Genomic DNA, 18,073 nt, shown 5'->3' with positions numbered 1-18,073 from the left:
CTGCCCCCATAGAATTACTAACTTTTTTTCTTATATAATCCAGTACAATATTCTACAATAAATATTAATTTATCAATTATTACTTACTTCATTCAAAATAAAAAAATCCCTTCTTATTGAAGGGAAGTTTTTAAAATAATAAACTTTATATTCCTAAAACTTCTAAAGAACGTTCCAGCTGAAAATCTCTTTTATTAATAATATCATTAATATTGTTCTTAGTAGTTATATCTGGCTCAATTCCATGATTCTTTGGCAGACCTTCTACTGCAAGCTCATATGCCAGGGTAGAGTAATGGAGACGCAGCCGGGTATTAGTTAAGACGGTATCTTTTGAACTATCTGTACAGATATATGATCCACCGGTTCTACTTCCCACTAAAGTACCAAGTTTGTGGTATTTAAAAAATGCACAGAAATGAGCAGACGTTGAAAAATTTGCTCCATCTGTTATAAGAACAACTTCTCCTTCAAAATTATTTTTAGCAAATTTAATAGGATCTGTAAAACCTAATAAACGCTGGAGAAAAGGAAGTTCTTCGGTAAAATATTTACTTTCTTTATTAACCAGATAAGAAAGTAATTTTTTTGACATAAATGGATTACCTCCAAAGTTACCCCTGAGGTCAATAATCAACTTTGAAATTTCTTTTTCTTTTAACTCTAAGAAAAAATCCTCTAAAAATGGCTCAAACTTCTCTTCTTTTTCCTGCATAAAAACATTTACATCGAGTAGAGCATAATTATCAAATATTTTTCTTTCATAATAGTTGCCATCTTGATAAGCTTCAAAATGAAGGCTCCAGGAATTTAAATTATAATCACTATTATACTCAGCATTTAAATTAGCAGTAATTCTATTTCCTTCACTATTTTGATATTCAACTGTAAATTCATCTGAATTATCAACAAAATCATAAAATCTGCTGTTAAAATACCTGCTTATAATATATCTCTGTTTTGCTTCACCATTTCCATCTCCACTAATATTTGTAATTAATTTTTTAATAATCTGTTCACTGCTTAAACCATTAATTGCTTTAATCTTAGCGCCTGCTTTAATTCCACTTTTCGGATCATTTTCTAATATAAAAAGTTCATCATTTACAAGTGTTATCTGCAGCGGAAAAAATCTTGCCTTTTTTTCTCTATTTTTTTCTAATGCCTCAGAAATATATAAATTTGTATGACCGCAGTTAACATCAGCAATTAAGGGATTAATCAACCTGTAAAATTCTAACTCTGTCATACCCTCATCAATCAGACTATAACTGTCAGCAAAATCAGATTTCAATTTTTCTCTATTAGCAAAAATAAGAGGATTTTCATCCATAATAATATTTTCAAGCTGTTTTAAATCCTGAACTAATTCTTCTCTGCTGTAGTTTTTATTTTCAGCAGCCTGTACATCAATATAATTTCCAAAAAAACCTGCATTATATAATAGCAGTGCTGTAATTAAGCAAAAAGCAGTCCAGATAGCAAATATTTTAATTCTTTTTCCCTGTAAAAGTTTTTTTAAGACAATAAATAAAAATAACAAACCCAGTGAACAAAAAACAAAAACTGCTGAAAATAAAATGATTGTCTTAACTGACAAAAAATTTGACTGGTTTAATAAAAACATCATATAATACCCCTCCTAAAGATTCATTAAATTAATAATATATTATAAAATAAAAAAATACACCTATCTAAAGTTAGGGATTTAATTATATTTTATTACCAGGGGAGTCCTATTTACTAACTGATTGTTACAGGATTCAATCTAATTAATTTCTAAAGCTCCTGTTCAAGTGACTTACTTTCTTAAAATTTTATACTATTTCAATTTTATGATTCCAATATATTATGATTATTAACCAATATACTTAACATTATCCTGACTGTCAGAAATAATAACCTCTTCAATATTAAAAATTATTAAATTAATATTCTCTCCTAAAATAAATTGAGGCATCTCACAATTTTTCAAATGTATTTTTCTATAATACTCTTCTTTTTCATCTTCTAAAGTTATAATCTGAGCTGTGCCCAAAAATGTAGCACTTTTGTTAAGTGAATCTGAAGACACCAGTAGTGAAATATTTTTGTTTTTTTGAATATTATTATATTTTTTGCTGTTTTTTCTACTGCTCAATATCACTATATTTTCTTTTTCTAAATAAGTGAAATTCATTAATGATAAGTAAGGCTTTTGATTCCAACAGGTTGCCATACTGCACAATTTATTGTTTTTCAATAAAGTTTTAATTTCTTTGGAGATTTTCATAATTACCTCCTTTTCTGATAGTTAATAACACTTTTTTAAGCATTATAATACATATCATAGACCACATAACCTTTAATGTCTGCAAGTGAACCCGGAAAAGTTTCCTGACACATCATACACCTTGGATCTTCCATAGGATAGCCGCTGGTTGGATAAATATCATATTTACCTGAAGTCTTAAAGCCGAGCCTGTTGTAAAAATTAAAATCACCTTCAACTGTTATTCCCCGATATCCTAACTCTCTTACTTTTGCAATTCCCTGAGTCAGCATAGCAGTACCTATTCCCTGCTTAAAGTAATCTGCATGTACTGCTACCGGGGCCAGCATAACTATTTCAGTTTCAGCTTCATTTTTATATCCGCCTTCTTTTGCTGCAGATAAAGGAAAATGTGAAAATAAAAAGTGTCCGACAATTTTATTATCAAGTTCAGCTACAAATGATAGTCCCGGTATATAATATTTGGAATCTCTAATTTCTTCAATTAATGCTAAAACATCAGTACCATCTGAATATGGTGTTCCTTCTGCAAAAGACCGGAGTACAAGCGATATAATATCTTGATAGTCTTTATGAGTTTCCGGACGAATTTTAATATCTTTTCTAATTGATTTAGTCATTGTGTCCTCCCTGTTAAAAAATAAAATATAGTTTATAAATATTAACTTGCCAAAATTCTGACTATTTTTTATCTGAAAAGCTTCCCCCTGCTACAGAATCTTTTGCTATTAAAGGAAATGCAAATAGCAAAAGAACTGCTAACAGCAGAGAAGTTATAATTGAGACAGCTTTTAAAAATAAAGTTTTTAATTTCAGGGATAAACCCCAATTTTTAAGTCTTAATAGTCTCATTAACTATTCTCCTTTTTCAATTAAACTGAAACTTCTCCCTTTATAGTAGGATGAGGGTCATAGCCAATCAGCTCAATATCTTCAAAGTCAATATCAAAAATATTGTCAGTTTCTGCATTAATTTTAATCTGGGGCAGTGGTCTTGGTTCTCTGCTCAACTGTTCTTTAATCTGATCAAAATGATTCTGATAAATATGCACATCACCACCAGTCCAGACGAATTCACCAACTTCTAGTCCCACAACATGAGCTATCATATGGGTCAGCAGACTGTAGCTTGCAATATTAAATGGTACTCCTAAGAAAGTATCACAGGATCGCTGATATAACTGACAGGAAAGCTTACCATCAGCTACATAAAATTGAAACAGCAGATGACATGGTGGTAAAGCCATCTTATCTAAATCTCCCACATTCCAGGCATTAACAATTAATCTCCTTGAATAAGGATTATCCTTAATCTGTTCAATAACCTGAGAAATCTGATCTACTGTACCTTCTCTTCCTTCCCAGCTCCTCCACTGGTGACCGTAGACATTACCTAAATCTCCATTTTCATCAGCCCATTCGTCCCAGATATGGACATCATTATCATTCAGGTATTTAATATTAGTGTCTCCCTTTAAAAACCAGAGCAGCTCATAAGCAACTCCCTTCCAGTATACTTTTTTGGTTGTCATTAAAGGAAAACCCTCCTGCAGATCAAATCTCAGCTGATGGCCAAAGATACTGCGGGTGCCTGTTCCTGTTCGATCTTCTCGATCCACTCCATTGTCTAAAATATGCTGACACATTTCAAGATACTGCTTCATTAAAAATCACTCCTATAATTTTTATTTTTACGCTGATAAACATGATAGGAATATTGATAAGGATTGCTGCTGTCAGTCTTGCCTTCCTTTTCTGATATCTGATCCCAATTCTGCCGGTCAAACTCAGGGAAATATGTATCACCAGAAAATTCATGGTCAATAATTGTTAAATATAATTTATTACAATAAGGTAAAAATTGTCTATAAATTTCGGCTCCGCCAATTATAAAAGCTTCTTCTTCTATTTCTAAAAACTCAGCTAATATTTCTTTCTGAGAATGAACTACCTCACAGCCTTCAGCTGCATAATCTTTATTTCTGGTCAGAATGATATTTCTTCTACCTGGTAAGGGAAAGCCAATTGACTCAAAAGTCTTTCTCCCCATAACTACGGGTGCTCCCATAGTTGTTTTTTTAAAGTATTTTAAATCCGCCGGCAAATCCCAGGGTATTTTTTCATCTTTCCCTATTAATTGATTCTGATCCATTGCTGCAATAATTGATAAACTCATCTAATCACCTTTCCAAACTGATAAAAATTTTAATTACTGTAATTATTATAGCAAGAAATTGACTTTTAAGAAAGGAAAAGTGATTATAGATTTTAAATATTAAGCTCCTATTTTATAATTATAACAAATTTGCAAAATCAGTCTATTTAATGATAATCTAATATAAAGTATAAATTTTAAAAGGAGGAATAGATTATGTCAAATGAGACTATTAAAAATATTAAAGAGCGGAGAAGTGTCAGGAAATATATTAATAAAAAAATACCGGAGGAAATTCTTGAGGAAATAATTGATTGTGCTCGACTTGCACCCACCGGTAACAATAGACAGGCCTGGTCTTTTTTAGTTATTACTGATCAAAAAACCAAAAGCAAAATTGCCTCCCTTGCTCGGTATGGTAGATTTATTGAAGAAGCTGGAGCCTGTATAGCTGTTTTTATAAACCAGGATAAAGCTACTACTCCTCTACAGGATGCATCAGCTGCTACCGAAAATATTATGATAGCTGCTAAGTCACATAATCTTGGTACCTGCTGGGTTAATTCCTATCAAAAAGAACATTCAAAACAGATGGAAGAAGTGGTTAATTGTCCCCAGGATATGGAATTAATGACCTTGATGTCTGTTGGTTATTATGATGAAGAGAGTGTAAACATGCCTTCTAAAAAAGCTCTATCTGACGTGCTGGTCTGGAATAAATTTTAGAATAGCCCATCAAGCTTTATATTTCTTTAAAATACCAAGACTGGTATTAAAAATCTCGCCATTATCTGGGTTTCTGGGAGAATGAATATTATAAATATATCCTGTGTCACCATATCGTCCCTTTTTATTTTCATCATAATAATTTTCATCCATAGCTATATGGATCATTTTCAAACAAGCAACAACATCGTTACTGTCTTTAAGTTAAACCAAGATTATTTGTTCATCAAAGTTAGGTACGACTTTTTTTCATTAAAGCAGTCCACAAGAATTCTTCACCAAACAGATCTGTTTCCATCTTTTTCATTTCTCTAAATTCAATAATATCAAAAAAAGGGCTTAAAACTTTTTTCAACTTATATTCACTAAAACCTAACCCACCCTTCATTGAATAATTACGGTAAACATCATAATCTGATATGTTAGCACCACCCTTAAGGTTAAAGCAAACTAAAGCAAAATAAGAATTAGGTTTAAGCAGTTTCCATATTTTTCTCAAATATTCAAACCTTCTGTGTGGTTTTATATGATGTAAAACTCCTGAATCATATATAAAATCAAACGTTTCTTCTGCTGTATCATAATCAAAAAATGACAGACATTGAAAATCTACTGACACATCTGCTGCTTCTGCTCTATCCTCTGCCCATTCAATAGAAACTTCCGAGTAATCTATAGCCTCAACAGCAAAATTATTTTTTGCCAAATAAATTGCATTTCTTCCCGGGCCACAACCAATTTCAAGCGTTCTCCCAGGTTTTAAATAGTCATTTTTAATATAATCAACTAAGTTTTCATCTACTTTATTCTTAAAAAAAGGTATTTCTTTTTCTCGATCTGAATAAAATTTATCCCAAAATTCACTTTCTCTTTCCTCCATCAAAATATCTAACATATCGAAGACACCATCTCTGGAGTTTATAATTTCTGTATTTATTATTTTTTTATTACTCAAAAGTAATCCCTCCCTTTAAATTAAAAATTCGGCATAGTTCTGCCGCATTATAATCTTACTTAAGCTGATTAATAATCGTGATTTTATCAGAAGTATTTATTTCTGTCAGGGCATTTTTTAAGGATTTCCATCTGCACTTTCTGTTAACCGATTACTAAAGCTTGCCTGATTCCTCAGATATTAAAACTAAATTCCATTCATATATCTCATAAGTATATAATCCTCTTTTTATTAAAGGATCATTTTTGGCTATTTTCTTTGCCTCTTTTAAATTTCTAGCTTTAAAAATTATCATCCCGCCTTTCTTATTTTCAAACCCTCCACCAATAAAAAATCTTTCTGCCGAAATTTTCGTCAGGTAATCTATATGATCATCAAAATCATTATTCCCAAAATCTTTATTATTATTTGTATAATCTATTCTCACAAATAACCTATCAACATTTTTCACTAAATTCACTCCTCTATTTTTCTAATTAACCAAGCAAAATTTTTCGCAAATCTTTTTAGATATGATAATCCATTTTCCTCTTTTAATACATCTCTCGCGTTAACTACAGTACCTATATTCCAATAATTCGAACTTGGTATTATCATTTCATTAACTAAATAAAAATCAACTAAACAATTTATTGCAGTAAGGTGCCCCGTTTCCCCAGCTATTGCAATTGGTCCTCCAATTTTTTTTGACAATGTTTGATTATTATTAAACGAAACATATGTCATTCTTTGCAGCAGAGCCAATATTAATGAGGTAGGAGCACCTACATAAACTGGACTTCCAATAATTAATCCCTTATTTTGTAAAACTAATTTATATATATTATTAAAGTCATCATTTTGAGTACAGCTATTTATACCTATACATTTGTCACAATGCAAACAATGATTTATATCCTTATCTGACAAACTAATCATTTTTGTAGAAATGCCATGATTTTTTAATTTATTTTCAAACAAAGACAGTACTGCTTCTGTGTTTCCCTTTTTTCTTGGGGACCCACTAATAATTATTGCTTTCATTATATCCCCCCATATTATCATATTTAATCATCTTCAGGTTCAGTATGAATATTTATAATAGTATCATTACCATATACTGCTTTAATTTTTCTTTCGATTTCATCATTAATTTTATGAGCCTCAATAATATTTAAAGTATTTTCAACATTTATATGAATATCAATTATGATTTTATTTCCAACTTTTCTTGTTTTTAGTTCATGTGGTGATCTAACTTTATCAACATTTTCTATAATTTCTAATATTTCTTTATTAGTGATAACATCAAGGGATTCTTCGAGTAATTCTTTGATACTACCTATTGAAATGTCATAAGCGGTTTTCATGATAAATATACTAACAATTATTGCTGCAATCGGATCTAATATTTCCCAATTATCTCCTAATAAAATTGCTCCTCCTATACCTAGAAAAGTTCCAATAGAAGAAAATGCATCAGATCTGTGATGCCATGCATTTGCAATTACTGCAGAGCTCTTTATCTCCTGACCTATTTTTAATGTAAATCTAAATAATAGCTCTTTTGTTATCATTGATAATAATGCTGTAATTACTGCAATAATCCCAGGTGATTCTAGATTATTTTTTAATATAATTACTAAATAAATATTTTTTATACTAGAATATAAAATTCCTAATCCAACAATAAATAATGCGATACCAATAATTATTGTTGCAAGAGTTTCAAATTTCCCATGACCATAATTATGGTCTTTATCAGGTGGTTTTCTAACTATTCTAAAACTGATTAAAACAACTATATCCGTTGTGAAATCTGATAGAGAATGAATGGCATCAGCAATCATTGCAGTGCTATTCCCTAATATTCCTGCAATTAATTTAATTACTGTTAAAATAAGATTTACAAAAAATCCAATCCAGGTAATTTTATTTGCATTTTTAGCACGGATATCTTCTAATAATATATCCATTTCACTTCACCCACAATTTTTGCCAGTAAGCATTTAATTAAGACTTTTCTCACTTTATAATTTTACTTTACTCAGTTTATAAAGTTTCTCTAAATAAAATATTACTAATATAAGATTCAATAAAATAAATGTTTTTCCTTTATTATTTTTAATATTATTATATTATGTTTCCATACTTGAGATTAATTACTTTAATACAAAATATCAAAATAAAATAAAAAAATAATTAAATATACAACTTTTTAATTTTTTTCTTCTAATAAAGTAAAAAACTGATATTTTCTACTTTTAAAAGTAGAAAATATCAGTTTCATCATTAAAAATATAAATTTTCTTTTTCATGTTTAAGCAGCCATTTCTTTCGCCAAATTCCTGCTCCATAGCCACCTAACTTACCATTACTTGCAGTTACCCGGTGACAGGGGATAATAAGTGGAATACTATTTCTATTATTAGCATTCCCAACTGCTCTATATGCTTTATCATTTGATATTGCTTCTGCCACTTCCTTATAAGAAAAAGTATCTCCATAAGGAATCTCTATTAACTGTTTCCAGACTCTTTTTTGAAAATCAGTGCCTTCAATTTTAAGTGGAAGTTCAAACTTTTTTCTTGCTCCTGCAAAATATTGATCCAGCTGCTTTTTGGTCTCTAATAAAACAGCTGTCATATCCTGCTGATAAGGCTTTTTATCTTTAAAATGAAGACTTATTAGTTCACCTTTATCAGCCTGAATTTCTATTAATCCAATAGGAGAATCATAATAAGCTACTTTATTATCAGTTTTTAGTTCTGCTGCACTCTTAAAATCTTGATCTAAATTCTGAGTAGTTACCTCCCAGATATAAAAAGAAGCTGCCGTATTATAGGGAGAAAATGTACTTTTAAATTTTTTAAAATCCTTTTCATCTGGTTCAGATTTCAAACCATAAAACCACTGAATTCCCTTCCTGATGCCTAAATCATTATAACTAATTACATCTCTTCTAACTAAAGAAAAGATTAAAAACATCTCTGCAGTCCAGCGGCCAATCCCTTTAACTTCTACTAATTGATCAATAATTTCCTGGTCTGACAGCTGATCAATATTTGCCAGCTGAACTTTATCTTCCAGAACAGCCTCTGCCAGATTATTAAGATAATCAATTTTCCTTTCAGAAAGTCCAGATTCTTTAAGCTCTTTATTTGAGACAGAAGCAACAGCCTCCGGAGTTAATTCAGGAAGAAGATCAGTTACTTTTTTCCAGATAGAATCAGCAGCCTGGGCAGAAAGCTGTTGATAGACAATACTCTGAGTTAAAGCAGTAAAATAATCAGGATTGTACTGTCTATTAATTTCGCCAACATATTCAATTAAATCTGACATACGCTGGTCCTTAGCTTTAAGATAATCAATCTCTTCCTGGGATATTTCTATTCTCTTTTTCATTATTAAAAACACCTCAATTACAAGGACTATAAAAATTGATAGCTATAATTAGTAATCTAGTTTTTAATTTTTAATACAAATTATTTATTTCCCGTTTAAGTCTTCGGTAATATCCTCTTTTTTAGTTGCAATAGAATCAGCCAGATGAAGAAGTCTTACGTCAGGATAGAGTTCTTCAGCCCTGCTTCTTTTACGCTCATCAAAAGGGCCATATGGTCCCATATGGTAAGTAATAGCAAGCACATCTCTTTCTTCTAAATCAATAAATTTAGATGACTCGAGAATTGCCCGCATTGAGTGATTTAAGGGAAGATTATTTTCATTATAATCCCAGTCACTTCTCACCTCTGGTGGGGCAACATTTCTGCCGTCCTTAAACCATTTAATTAAATCACTGGCATACTCTTTAGAAATAATAAACTCCTTATTTTCTACATATTTATCAAGTCCATAAGTGTTATACATATCCATATTGTCTCTAACCAGACTTCTCAAAAAGTTATTTTGACCTGGAGTAATTGTATGCTGCATCTCTGAAGTATAGGCAAAACATTTTTCTAAATCATGGAGTGAAGCTTGTATAATTATATTTTCCCGGGGGATTCCCGCATCTATCTCTTCATTTAATTTTAAATATTCTCTTTTTACATTTTCTGTGTGTTCTAATAACCCACCACTAACATTAAGATGATGCCTGATACTGGCAGGTTTTTTGTAAAAATCTATCTCCTCCAAAAATATTAGTAGTTCTTCTATACCCTTTTTCCCGGTCTTTTTTAAATCACTGATAAATTTATCCTTCATTTTTGCACCTTCCTGTATCTTAAAATTTAATAATTTTTTATTTTTCTTGTCTATCAAATTTTAACATTTCGACTGTAATAAAACAAGCAAATTAAAAGAATATTTATCAAACTCTATAATTAAGACCAGGAAGGCTGTTATATTTAAAAGGAAATTTATTTTATTTGACTCAGGTATTTTCTGGCTTTTAAATCAACATTTTTAATAGCCTTTAAAACATCTGCTTCAGTTACTTTAAAAGGAAGGTTATGAATAGATTCTTCTGGACTGCAGCTTTTGGCAGCTACTTTTGCCAGATCACTTTCCTTTACATTATCTATACCAAGTTGAGCAAGAGTTATTGGCTGGTCAATTTTATTAAGTAAAAAGATAAGTTCATCAAACTCAGTGCTCCTATTTTCCAGTTCCAGCTGAACCAGATTACCAAAGGCTACTTTTTCCCCGTGTAAAAAGTCATGGGTTCCCGGAAGAACTGTTAGTCCATTATGAACAGCATGGGCTGCAGCAATCCTGCAGTTATCACTACCGATTCCTCCTACCATTCCCCCCAGGGCAATAATACTATCAACAGTTTTTTCTACTGCTTTAGTAGCTTTTCTGGCCTCAAGGTCCTCTGCTGCCCTGACACCAAATTCAAACAAAATATCCTTGCACTCTTCAGCAATCTTTAAAGCTGTTCTTGTTGGAGAATTTTTTTCTTTATTTGAGGCAGAGGCTCTGGCTTCATAAAATTTAACTACTGTATCTGCAATTCCAGCTTTAAAATAATCAATTGGAGACTCAGCAATAATTACTGTATCTACAAGTACCAAAGTCGGACTGTATTGAAAAATAATATATTCATCAAAAGTTCCATTCTCATCATAAAAAACAGATAATGGAGTCCAGGCAGCACAGTTTGAAGCAATAGTAGGAATTGTAATTAGTTTGCGATCAGCATAAGCTGCCGCTGCTTTTGCTGTATCAATAGCCTTACCTCCACCAATACCTACAATCAAATCAAAATTTTCTTTTTTAAGTAAATCAGCAATTCTTTGAGCTTCCATTTTCGTTACTTCTCCACCAAAAACTTCTTCTCTAAATTTAATTTCACTTTCTTTTAAACTCTTATGGAGTTTTTCTCTGACCACTTCTAAGGTAGTATCATCTCCCACAAGTAAAGCTTTATTTCCCAGGGGAGAAATATGCCGGCCGGCATCTAATAAAATATTTTTTTCCTGCATATATCTATTTGGAGATCCCATTACTAAATGCATATCTTTAAAACACTTCCTTTTCTTTTAAGATTTAATTATATATTTCTCTGTCTTACTTTTTCAGGTAATTTTTCCAGTCTGCTTAATGCTTTTTCTAGGGTAGCTTCTGTTTTAGCAAAATGAAATCGGATTAAATGCTGAACATCTTCTTTAAAGAAACTGGATCCGGGTACTGCTGCAACCCCAATTTCTTTAATCATCCACTCACAAAATTCCAGATCACTATCAAAGTTAAACTCACTGATATCAACCAAAATATAGTAAGCACCCTGAGGTTCAGTATATTTTAATCCAATCTCATCTAAACCTTTCAGAAAAAAGTCTCTTTTCTCTTTATATCTCTGCTCCAATTCCTGATAATACTTATCATCAAAGTTAAGGGCAGTGACAGCTGCTTCCTGAAGAGGAGCAGCTGCTCCAACGGTTAAAAAATCATGGATCTGTCTGGCACCATCGATTATCTCCTCTGGAGCTATTAAATAACCAAGTCTCCAGCCGGTTATTGAATATGTCTTTGATAGTGAGCTGCAGGAAATAGTTCTTTTAAACATTCCTGGAAGTGAAGCAAAATATGTATGCTGATGAGGTGGATAAACAATGTGTTCATATACCTCATCTGTGATCACGAAAGCATCATATTTTTCTACCAGTTCTGAAATTATCTCCAATTCTTTACGACTAAATACCTTTCCACTTGGATTGGATGGATTACATAAAATCAGGGCTTTAGCGCCTGCTTTTAAAGCCTGTTCTAGTTCTTTTGAGTCAAAATTGAACTCAGGTGGCCTTAGGTTTACATAAATAGGTTCTGCCCCTGAGAGGATAGCATCGGCAGCATAATTTTCATAGAAAGGAGAAAAAACGACCACTTTATCTCCAGGACTGCAGACTGTCATCATTGCCACCATCATTGCTTCTGTACTACCACAGGTTACAACTACCTCTTTTTCCGGGTCAATTTCTAAGTCCATAAACTTAGACTGTTTTTCTGCCAGAGCTTTCCTAAAATTAGGTGCTCCCCAGGTAACTGCATACTGATGCATACTTCCTGCAGCTACCTCTCTTAATGATTCTTTTAATTCAACTGGGGGGTCAAAATCAGGAAAGCCCTGGGATAAGTTTATGGCGTCATATTTATTGGCTATACGGGTCATTCTTCTTATTACTGAATCACTGAAATTATTTATTTTTTTATTTAATTCTGGCATAATTGCAACTCCTTTATTCTATTTGCTCCTGAGTTAATAATCTGATTTTCCTTTATTTGATTCAAACTTAAAATGCAGGTATTACAGATCCATTGAACTCCTCATTAATGAAGTTTCTTACTGTTTCAGAATGATAGGCATCTATAAATTTCTTGATTAATGGATCATTCTTGTCTTCGGGTCTTACTGCTACAATACATACATAAGGAGAATTTTCATCCTCTATATAGATAGAATCTTCTCTGGGATTCATTCCCAGCTCCAGTGCATAATTCGAATTTACAGCTGCTGCAGCTACATCAGGTATAACTCTCGCTGTTTGAGCAGCCTCTACTTCGTGAAATTTGAGGTCTTTAGGATTAGAGGTTATATCAAGAACAGAAGCTGATATCCCAGCTGACTCATCTAATTTAATTAGCCCTACTTTTTCAAATAACAGAAGGGCTCTTCCTCCATTTGTCGGATCATTGGGAATTGCTATAGTAGAACCAGCAGGTAATTCATTTAGTGATTCATATTTATCAGAGTAAATCGCAATTGGTATTATAATTGTTTTTGCCACTGAAATTAGATCTAAATTACGATCAGATTTAAAGCGTTCAAAGTAGGGAATGTGTTGAAATGTATTTGCATCTAAACTTCCATCTTCAAGTGCTATATTTGGAGTTACATAATCACTAAACTCTACAATATCCAATTCCACTCCATCTTCTGCCAAAACAGGTTTTACTGCTTCTAAAATCTGAGCAAAAGGACCAGCAGTTGCACCAACTTTTAGAACTGGGTCTGCTGCCATTACAGTATTTACCGCTAAAATCAAGTATAAAGCCACTACTAAAAATACTCCACTACTAATTAAAATTGATTTGATTGTTTTTTTCATTATTTAAATTCTCCTCTACTTTTTTAAATATTATAAATTTTTTTCTCTATCTCTCAACTGCTAAGCATTTCTTTACTTATAAATAATTTAGCTTATCACCTCCATCATAAATTATTAACTTTCTTCTTAATTTTATCCACAAAAATTACTCTACCTTTATTTCTGGATATAAAAAAACCACTTCTACATAAATAAAACTGCAAAAGTGGTAAAAAAATAAACCCTCGTGAGAGGGCTTTGATATTCCTCTCATCTATCATTTCTTTGAAATGCAGGATTTAGCACCTTACCTTATAGGTAGGTTGCCGGGTTTCAAAGGGCCAGTCCCTCCGCCACTCTTGATGAAAATATTTATTTTTTTATTAATCTAATATACTAATATTATTTAATTATAGAGAATATCACTTAACTTAAGTTTTGTCAAATTTTCAAACACTTTCTATAACTCTTTCCAGCCTTGAATTTATTTCCTCGGCAATCTCATTTACTTTTTCATTTTCTGACATTCCCAGTGCTTTTACAGGATCAATCGCTGCTACATTAACTTTCTCATCATCTTCAAAAACTATAACATTACAGGGAAGCAGCAGACCAAGTTCAGGCTCTTCTTCAATACCTTCAAAAGCAAAAGCCGGATTACAGGCTTCAAGAATAACATAATTATTCATATCTTTTTCCAGCTTATCTTTAAATGTTTTTTTCATGTCTATTTCAGCAAGAACCCCAAAACCTTCAGTTTTTAACTCATTTTTTACTTTATCAACAGTATCCTGATAAGATAATTCTACACTTTTTTGAATTCCATATTTACTCATAATTTTCCTCCTTTAAATTTTAGATAATCATTTATTTATCTCTTAATTATTTAAGTTATCAATAATTTCTTTTAACTCTTCCTTAGTGATTTCACCTTTTGCATAGCGCTCTCTGGCTATTTGTTCTGCTCTATCTTCATTTCTTCTGGATTCAATCTCTTTTCTATTTTCAAAATCTCTATGCCGACTATAGTCAGAATTCCCATTCCTTCTATTATTATTTCTATTATATTCTTTAAAGAAATAATAAACAACACCAATAATTACAATCCAAAAAATAAATGAAAAACCTCCACCCATCATTCCAGGGCCAAATCCCATCATCATTACCCCTCCTGCTTTATTATTTTAATATAAAACTAATAAATTCTTCTATAATAAATTGACTTATATCTATATCTCTTTAATACCACTGATTAAGCCAGTCTTGCATCATAAAAATTTCCTGTCGCTGACTGTCTCTAATACTTCTGGCAAGTAAATATACTGAGCGATGTTCAGCCAGATCCTGCACAATTAATTGCTGGGACATCATAACTGCTCCCATATGATGAAAAATCATATCCTGTAAAAATACATAATCTAATTCTTCCCCACTAAGTCCTTTATAATCTCCCATCATCGGCTGATACTGGTAATTATTTGTTCTATCTGGATACCACTCAGCCAGATATTTTTTCATTTCTTTAATCTCTTGAGTTTGTACCTTTATAATATCTCTAGCAAACTTCCTCATCTCTTCCCTATTTGTATTATATCTCAAAATCTTTGCTTTAGAGACTGCTTCTTCATGATGTGGTATCATCTTAACCAAAAAATCATACTCACTGTCAATTGATTCCATCATTCCTGGTCCCATCATTGCTCCCGGACCAAATCCCGGTTGAGCAAAAACAATGGATACCGCGCCAAAGATTAAAAATATAGTTAAGAATAATACTAATCTTTTATTCATTCTGAATTCCTCCTTTTAACCCCTGGATACCCCTGTAATGTATCTTAAACATAGTATAACACTCAGGTTTATCTCTGTCAACAATAATATCGCAATTGTTAAATATTAAACTGTGCTACCCAGAGTAACTTTCTTCAATATTTATTATAGAAAATAAATATGAATAAAATATGAATTAATTTAAATAATTTTTGATTAAAAAAAGAGCAACTGCAGCAGCAACTACTCTTTCTAAAATAAATATTTATTTAACTAAATTTATAATTTCACAATAATTCTTCCTTTTGATTCCCCAGCCAGCATTTTATCAATCTGGTCTTTTAAATCTTCTAAAAATATCTGGGGTGAAAAACTATCTATTTAATCTAATTTCCAGTCTGAAGCTATTTTTTGCCAGTAGCTGCTGTAACATTATAGCCAGATTTTGATAAAATAGCACAAACAAAACTACCAACACCCCCATCAGTATTCATTCCTAAATCATAACCGGTAATCTGTAAATTCTTCATTAACTTCACTTACTTCGAATGCCTTAAATCTTATATTTCCCATTTGCTTATTATTTCCCTTAAATTATTTTACCATATACATTTTTAATATGAAATAATTACAGCTGACCAATAAATAACTGCACTGTAAATGAAACAACTACAACCAGAGAAGAAACTATAAAACCATGAAATAATGGTTTAACACCGGAAGCAGATACTTCTCTAAAATTGGTAGTTAGTCCAATGGCACCTAATGCCATAACCATCATAAATTTAGATATTGAAGCAATATTACTGCTTAGCTCAGCCGAAATAAAACCCGTGCTTTTAATACCCACCATTAATAAAAATAGTAAAATAAAATATGGAAAGATATTTTTTACACTTACATTTTCATCCTGATAATCTGATTTTATTCCAAGTTTTTTATTTTTACGAGCATTAATAATCGAAAAAATCATTACTATGGGCACTATTGATAAAGTTCGTGTTAATTTTACAATAACTGCAAAAGCACCTGCAGCATCAGAAAATGTATAAGCTGCTGCCACTACTGATGAAGTATCATTAACTGCTGTTCCCGCCCAGAGTCCAAAACCCAGATCACTCATACCAAAATATTTTCCAGCTATTGGAAAAAGAATAACCATCATAATATCAAAAATAAAAGTTGCTGAAATTGCATAGGCAATATCACTATTATCTGCTTCAATTGTTGGAGCAACTGCAGCTATTGCAGAGCCTCCGCAAACACCGGTTCCAGCAGAAATTAAACTAGAGAGCTTCCAGTTCATATTAAATAAACGGCCAAAAACATAACCTCCCCCAAAAGCTGTCAGCAGAGTAAAGGTCATTACTATCAGAGAATAACCTCCAACTGATAAAACCTGAGAAAAACTTAAAGTAAGCCCCATTAATACAATTGCCGTTTTTAGAATCTTCTTTGAAACAAATTTGATCCCAGAATTAAAAATAGGGATTTCTTTAATAATCGGATTTAATAACATACCTAAAATTAATGCAAAAACACTGCCACTAATCAAATGCATTGGTATGTAAGTACTTACCGCTTTAGCAGATAAAGCTAATAAAATTGTAAGGATAATTCCTGCTATGTAATCTGTAATATTTTTCATTATATCTCCCCCTTATTGATTTCACACTTGATTTTATAACACAAAACCAATAAAATAAAATTATAAAATTTTATAAATCAATAAATTAAAATTATAGGTGAGATAAAATGATAAATTTTAGACATCAAACTTTTTGGCATTTATGTAGAATAAAAAACTATACTCAGACAGCAAAAAAATTACATATTACACAACCAACTGTAACTCAACATATTAAATATTTAGAACAAAATTATGGAGTCAAGTTATTTAATTATAACGGTAAAAGTTTAGAAGTTACTGAAGCCGGCAAAAAACTATATAAGTATACAGAAAGAATGATTGCAGATAGCAAAAAAATAGAAAAAGACATTAAAGCTAATTCAAGAATAAAAAATATCAAATTTGGTGCAACCCTTTCAATTGGCGAATTTGTAATGCCTGAAATATTAAATAGAGTAATGCAAAATTATCCCGAACTTAATTTTGATATGCTGGTTGAAAACACAGAAAATCTAATCCATAAATTAAAAGATGGAGAAATTAATTTTGCAATTCTGGAAGGGTTTTTTGATAAGTCAAAATTTGGTTATAGGCTTTTTAGTAATGAAAAGTTTATTGGTATCTGCTCTCCAGATTCAAAATACACAAAGAGGAAATTTAAACTCGAAAATCTCTTAGATGCTCGCTTGATTTTAAGAGAAAATGGTTCCGGTACGCGCGAAATTTTAGAACAAATTCTTTACACAAATAATTTAAGTACAGATAGTTTTAGCAGCACAATAGAGATTGGTAATTTAAATGCAATCAAAGAGCTGGTTACACATAATAAGGGAATATCATTTATGTATCAGACAGCAGCTAAAAAAGAATTAAAACAAAATATAATCTCTAATTTACAAATTAGTAATTTTAATATTGAAAGAGAATTCAATTTTGTTTATTTAAAAAATAGTGTTTTTGAAGATCAATATCATAAATACTTTGATTTATTTAATCATTTAAGAAGAATATAGCAAAACTGCTCTGAAATATTGAATAAACAGAGCAGTTT

23 protein-coding genes and 1 riboswitch are annotated in these 18,073 nt (G+C 31.3%); of the genes, 2 read left to right on the top strand and 21 right to left on the bottom strand.

Features of this window, described 5'->3' with window-relative positions; translation table 11 throughout:
* Window positions 1-145: 145 nt before the first annotated feature.
* The 6 genes from BW929_RS10335 to BW929_RS10315 form a co-directional block, all read right to left on the bottom strand.
* Window positions 146-1,630, bottom strand: coding sequence for a S41 family peptidase (locus BW929_RS10335; protein WP_076545414.1), 1,485 nt, complete (start codon window positions 1,628-1,630; stop codon window positions 146-148).
* 228 nt (window positions 1,631-1,858) lie between these two features.
* Window positions 1,859-2,272, bottom strand: coding sequence for a pyridoxamine 5'-phosphate oxidase family protein (locus tag BW929_RS10330; RefSeq protein ID WP_076545413.1), 414 nt, complete (start codon window positions 2,270-2,272; stop codon window positions 1,859-1,861).
* A 35-nt stretch (window positions 2,273-2,307) separates the two neighbouring features.
* Window positions 2,308-2,892 carry a GNAT family N-acetyltransferase gene (locus BW929_RS10325; RefSeq protein ID WP_234978093.1) on the bottom strand — a complete coding sequence of 195 codons (585 nt, stop codon included), beginning with the start codon at window positions 2,890-2,892 and terminating at the stop codon, window positions 2,308-2,310.
* Between the two features lie 61 nt (window positions 2,893-2,953).
* Window positions 2,954-3,124 carry a hypothetical protein gene (locus tag BW929_RS15265; RefSeq protein ID WP_159437159.1) on the bottom strand — a complete coding sequence of 57 codons (171 nt, stop codon included), beginning with the start codon at window positions 3,122-3,124 and terminating at the stop codon, window positions 2,954-2,956.
* A 20-nt stretch (window positions 3,125-3,144) separates the two neighbouring features.
* On the bottom strand, window positions 3,145-3,936 hold the full coding sequence (locus tag BW929_RS10320) for a thymidylate synthase (RefSeq protein ID WP_076545412.1): 792 nt from the start codon (window positions 3,934-3,936) through the stop codon (window positions 3,145-3,147).
* The gene (locus BW929_RS10315) at window positions 3,936-4,448 is read right to left on the bottom strand and encodes a dihydrofolate reductase (RefSeq protein ID WP_076545411.1); all 513 of its coding nucleotides are present in this window, start codon (window positions 4,446-4,448) and stop codon (window positions 3,936-3,938) included. The genes BW929_RS10320 and BW929_RS10315 overlap by 1 nt, the downstream gene beginning before the upstream one ends.
* Window positions 4,449-4,643: 195 nt before the next feature.
* On the opposite strand from BW929_RS10315, the gene BW929_RS10310 reads away from it, so the two are divergent.
* On the top strand, window positions 4,644-5,153 hold the full coding sequence (locus tag BW929_RS10310; protein ID WP_076545410.1) for a nitroreductase family protein: 510 nt from the start codon (window positions 4,644-4,646) through the stop codon (window positions 5,151-5,153).
* A gap of 9 nt (window positions 5,154-5,162) precedes the next feature.
* On the opposite strand, the gene BW929_RS15260 is transcribed toward BW929_RS10310, so the two are convergent.
* From BW929_RS15260 to BW929_RS10245, 15 genes are all read right to left on the bottom strand, one after another.
* Window positions 5,163-5,321, bottom strand: coding sequence for a hypothetical protein (locus BW929_RS15260; RefSeq protein WP_159437158.1), 159 nt, complete (start codon window positions 5,319-5,321; stop codon window positions 5,163-5,165).
* A gap of 64 nt (window positions 5,322-5,385) precedes the next feature.
* Window positions 5,386-6,108 (bottom strand): class I SAM-dependent methyltransferase, encoded by a 723-nt coding sequence (locus BW929_RS10305; RefSeq protein ID WP_076545409.1) that lies wholly within the window; start codon window positions 6,106-6,108, stop codon window positions 5,386-5,388.
* A 154-nt stretch (window positions 6,109-6,262) separates the two neighbouring features.
* Entirely contained in the window at window positions 6,263-6,559 is a 297-nt protein-coding gene (locus BW929_RS10300) for a YciI family protein (protein WP_076545408.1), read from the bottom strand.
* A 5-nt stretch (window positions 6,560-6,564) separates the two neighbouring features.
* A complete protein-coding gene (locus BW929_RS10295) occupies window positions 6,565-7,131 on the bottom strand; it encodes a flavodoxin family protein (RefSeq protein ID WP_159437157.1) in 567 nt (188 codons plus the stop codon).
* A 23-nt stretch (window positions 7,132-7,154) separates the two neighbouring features.
* Entirely contained in the window at window positions 7,155-8,063 is a 909-nt protein-coding gene (locus tag BW929_RS10290; RefSeq protein WP_076545407.1) for a cation diffusion facilitator family transporter, read from the bottom strand.
* Between the two features lie 316 nt (window positions 8,064-8,379).
* On the bottom strand, window positions 8,380-9,492 hold the full coding sequence (locus tag BW929_RS10285; protein ID WP_076545406.1) for a methylated-DNA--[protein]-cysteine S-methyltransferase: 1,113 nt from the start codon (window positions 9,490-9,492) through the stop codon (window positions 8,380-8,382).
* 84 nt (window positions 9,493-9,576) lie between these two features.
* Window positions 9,577-10,296 (bottom strand): HD family phosphohydrolase, encoded by a 720-nt coding sequence (locus BW929_RS10280; protein WP_076545405.1) that lies wholly within the window; start codon window positions 10,294-10,296, stop codon window positions 9,577-9,579.
* 155 nt (window positions 10,297-10,451) lie between these two features.
* Window positions 10,452-11,552: an iron-containing alcohol dehydrogenase family protein gene (locus tag BW929_RS10275; RefSeq protein ID WP_076545404.1), complete on the bottom strand. Its 1,101-nt coding sequence runs from the start codon at window positions 11,550-11,552 to the stop codon at window positions 10,452-10,454.
* A gap of 35 nt (window positions 11,553-11,587) precedes the next feature.
* Window positions 11,588-12,760 (bottom strand): pyridoxal phosphate-dependent aminotransferase, encoded by a 1,173-nt coding sequence (locus tag BW929_RS10270; protein WP_076545403.1) that lies wholly within the window; start codon window positions 12,758-12,760, stop codon window positions 11,588-11,590.
* A gap of 67 nt (window positions 12,761-12,827) precedes the next feature.
* Window positions 12,828-13,643, bottom strand: a complete 816-nt coding sequence (locus tag BW929_RS10265; protein ID WP_076545402.1) for a MetQ/NlpA family ABC transporter substrate-binding protein — start codon at window positions 13,641-13,643, stop codon at window positions 12,828-12,830.
* Window positions 13,644-13,889: 246 nt separating this feature from the next.
* A riboswitch (SAM riboswitch) is annotated at window positions 13,890-13,991 on the bottom strand.
* An 80-nt stretch (window positions 13,992-14,071) separates the two neighbouring features.
* Window positions 14,072-14,458, bottom strand: a complete 387-nt coding sequence (locus BW929_RS10260) for a DUF302 domain-containing protein (protein ID WP_076545401.1) — start codon at window positions 14,456-14,458, stop codon at window positions 14,072-14,074.
* 42 nt (window positions 14,459-14,500) lie between these two features.
* Complete coding sequence (locus tag BW929_RS10255; RefSeq protein WP_200805234.1) at window positions 14,501-14,782, bottom strand: SHOCT domain-containing protein; 282 nt, start codon at window positions 14,780-14,782, stop codon at window positions 14,501-14,503.
* A 79-nt stretch (window positions 14,783-14,861) separates the two neighbouring features.
* Window positions 14,862-15,413 (bottom strand): DUF305 domain-containing protein, encoded by a 552-nt coding sequence (locus tag BW929_RS10250; RefSeq protein ID WP_076545399.1) that lies wholly within the window; start codon window positions 15,411-15,413, stop codon window positions 14,862-14,864.
* 383 nt (window positions 15,414-15,796) lie between these two features.
* A complete protein-coding gene (locus BW929_RS15545; protein ID WP_268762634.1) occupies window positions 15,797-15,922 on the bottom strand; it encodes a hypothetical protein in 126 nt (41 codons plus the stop codon).
* 98 nt (window positions 15,923-16,020) lie between these two features.
* The gene (locus BW929_RS10245) at window positions 16,021-17,040 is read right to left on the bottom strand and encodes a YeiH family protein (protein WP_076545398.1); all 1,020 of its coding nucleotides are present in this window, start codon (window positions 17,038-17,040) and stop codon (window positions 16,021-16,023) included.
* A 107-nt stretch (window positions 17,041-17,147) separates the two neighbouring features.
* Between BW929_RS10245 and BW929_RS10240 the strand changes: the two genes are divergently transcribed.
* Entirely contained in the window at window positions 17,148-18,035 is an 888-nt protein-coding gene (locus BW929_RS10240) for a LysR family transcriptional regulator (protein WP_076545397.1), read from the top strand.
* The last annotated feature ends 38 nt before the right edge of the window (window positions 18,036-18,073 follow it).

The organism is Halanaerobium kushneri (genome assembly GCF_900156285.1).
Classification (GTDB): Bacteria; Bacillota; Halanaerobiia; order Halanaerobiales; family Halanaerobiaceae; genus Halanaerobium; species Halanaerobium kushneri.
This window is presented reverse-complemented; position numbering and strand designations above follow the sequence as displayed.

Excerpts from the sequence above, each read along its gene's own strand:
- BW929_RS10295 (WP_159437157.1), bottom strand. The coding sequence starts at position 7,131 with ATGAAAGCAATAATTATTAGTGGGTCCCCAAGAAAAAAGGGAAACACA.
- BW929_RS10270 (WP_076545403.1), bottom strand. The coding sequence starts at position 12,760 with ATGCCAGAATTAAATAAAAAAATAAATAATTTCAGTGATTCAGTAATA.
- BW929_RS10325 (WP_234978093.1), bottom strand. The coding sequence starts at position 2,892 with ATGACTAAATCAATTAGAAAAGATATTAAAATTCGTCCGGAAACTCAT.
- BW929_RS10310 (WP_076545410.1), top strand. The coding sequence starts at position 4,644 with ATGTCAAATGAGACTATTAAAAATATTAAAGAGCGGAGAAGTGTCAGG.
- BW929_RS10320 (WP_076545412.1), bottom strand. The coding sequence starts at position 3,936 with ATGAAGCAGTATCTTGAAATGTGTCAGCATATTTTAGACAATGGAGTG.
- BW929_RS10265 (WP_076545402.1), bottom strand. The coding sequence starts at position 13,643 with ATGAAAAAAACAATCAAATCAATTTTAATTAGTAGTGGAGTATTTTTA.
- BW929_RS15260 (WP_159437158.1), bottom strand. The coding sequence starts at position 5,321 with ATGATCCATATAGCTATGGATGAAAATTATTATGATGAAAATAAAAAG.
- BW929_RS15265 (WP_159437159.1), bottom strand. The coding sequence starts at position 3,124 with ATGAGACTATTAAGACTTAAAAATTGGGGTTTATCCCTGAAATTAAAA.
- BW929_RS10335 (WP_076545414.1), bottom strand. The coding sequence starts at position 1,630 with ATGATGTTTTTATTAAACCAGTCAAATTTTTTGTCAGTTAAGACAATC.
- BW929_RS10275 (WP_076545404.1), bottom strand. The coding sequence starts at position 11,552 with ATGCATTTAGTAATGGGATCTCCAAATAGATATATGCAGGAAAAAAAT.
- BW929_RS10290 (WP_076545407.1), bottom strand. The coding sequence starts at position 8,063 with ATGGATATATTATTAGAAGATATCCGTGCTAAAAATGCAAATAAAATT.
- BW929_RS10280 (WP_076545405.1), bottom strand. The coding sequence starts at position 10,296 with ATGAAGGATAAATTTATCAGTGATTTAAAAAAGACCGGGAAAAAGGGT.
- BW929_RS10250 (WP_076545399.1), bottom strand. The coding sequence starts at position 15,413 with ATGAATAAAAGATTAGTATTATTCTTAACTATATTTTTAATCTTTGGC.
- BW929_RS10330 (WP_076545413.1), bottom strand. The coding sequence starts at position 2,272 with ATGAAAATCTCCAAAGAAATTAAAACTTTATTGAAAAACAATAAATTG.
- BW929_RS10245 (WP_076545398.1), bottom strand. The coding sequence starts at position 17,040 with ATGAAAAATATTACAGATTACATAGCAGGAATTATCCTTACAATTTTA.
- BW929_RS10255 (WP_200805234.1), bottom strand. The coding sequence starts at position 14,782 with ATGATGGGATTTGGCCCTGGAATGATGGGTGGAGGTTTTTCATTTATT.
- BW929_RS10240 (WP_076545397.1), top strand. The coding sequence starts at position 17,148 with ATGATAAATTTTAGACATCAAACTTTTTGGCATTTATGTAGAATAAAA.
- BW929_RS15545 (WP_268762634.1), bottom strand. The coding sequence starts at position 15,922 with ATGAAGAATTTACAGATTACCGGTTATGATTTAGGAATGAATACTGAT.
- BW929_RS10260 (WP_076545401.1), bottom strand. The coding sequence starts at position 14,458 with ATGAGTAAATATGGAATTCAAAAAAGTGTAGAATTATCTTATCAGGAT.
- BW929_RS10285 (WP_076545406.1), bottom strand. The coding sequence starts at position 9,492 with ATGAAAAAGAGAATAGAAATATCCCAGGAAGAGATTGATTATCTTAAA.
- BW929_RS10315 (WP_076545411.1), bottom strand. The coding sequence starts at position 4,448 with ATGAGTTTATCAATTATTGCAGCAATGGATCAGAATCAATTAATAGGG.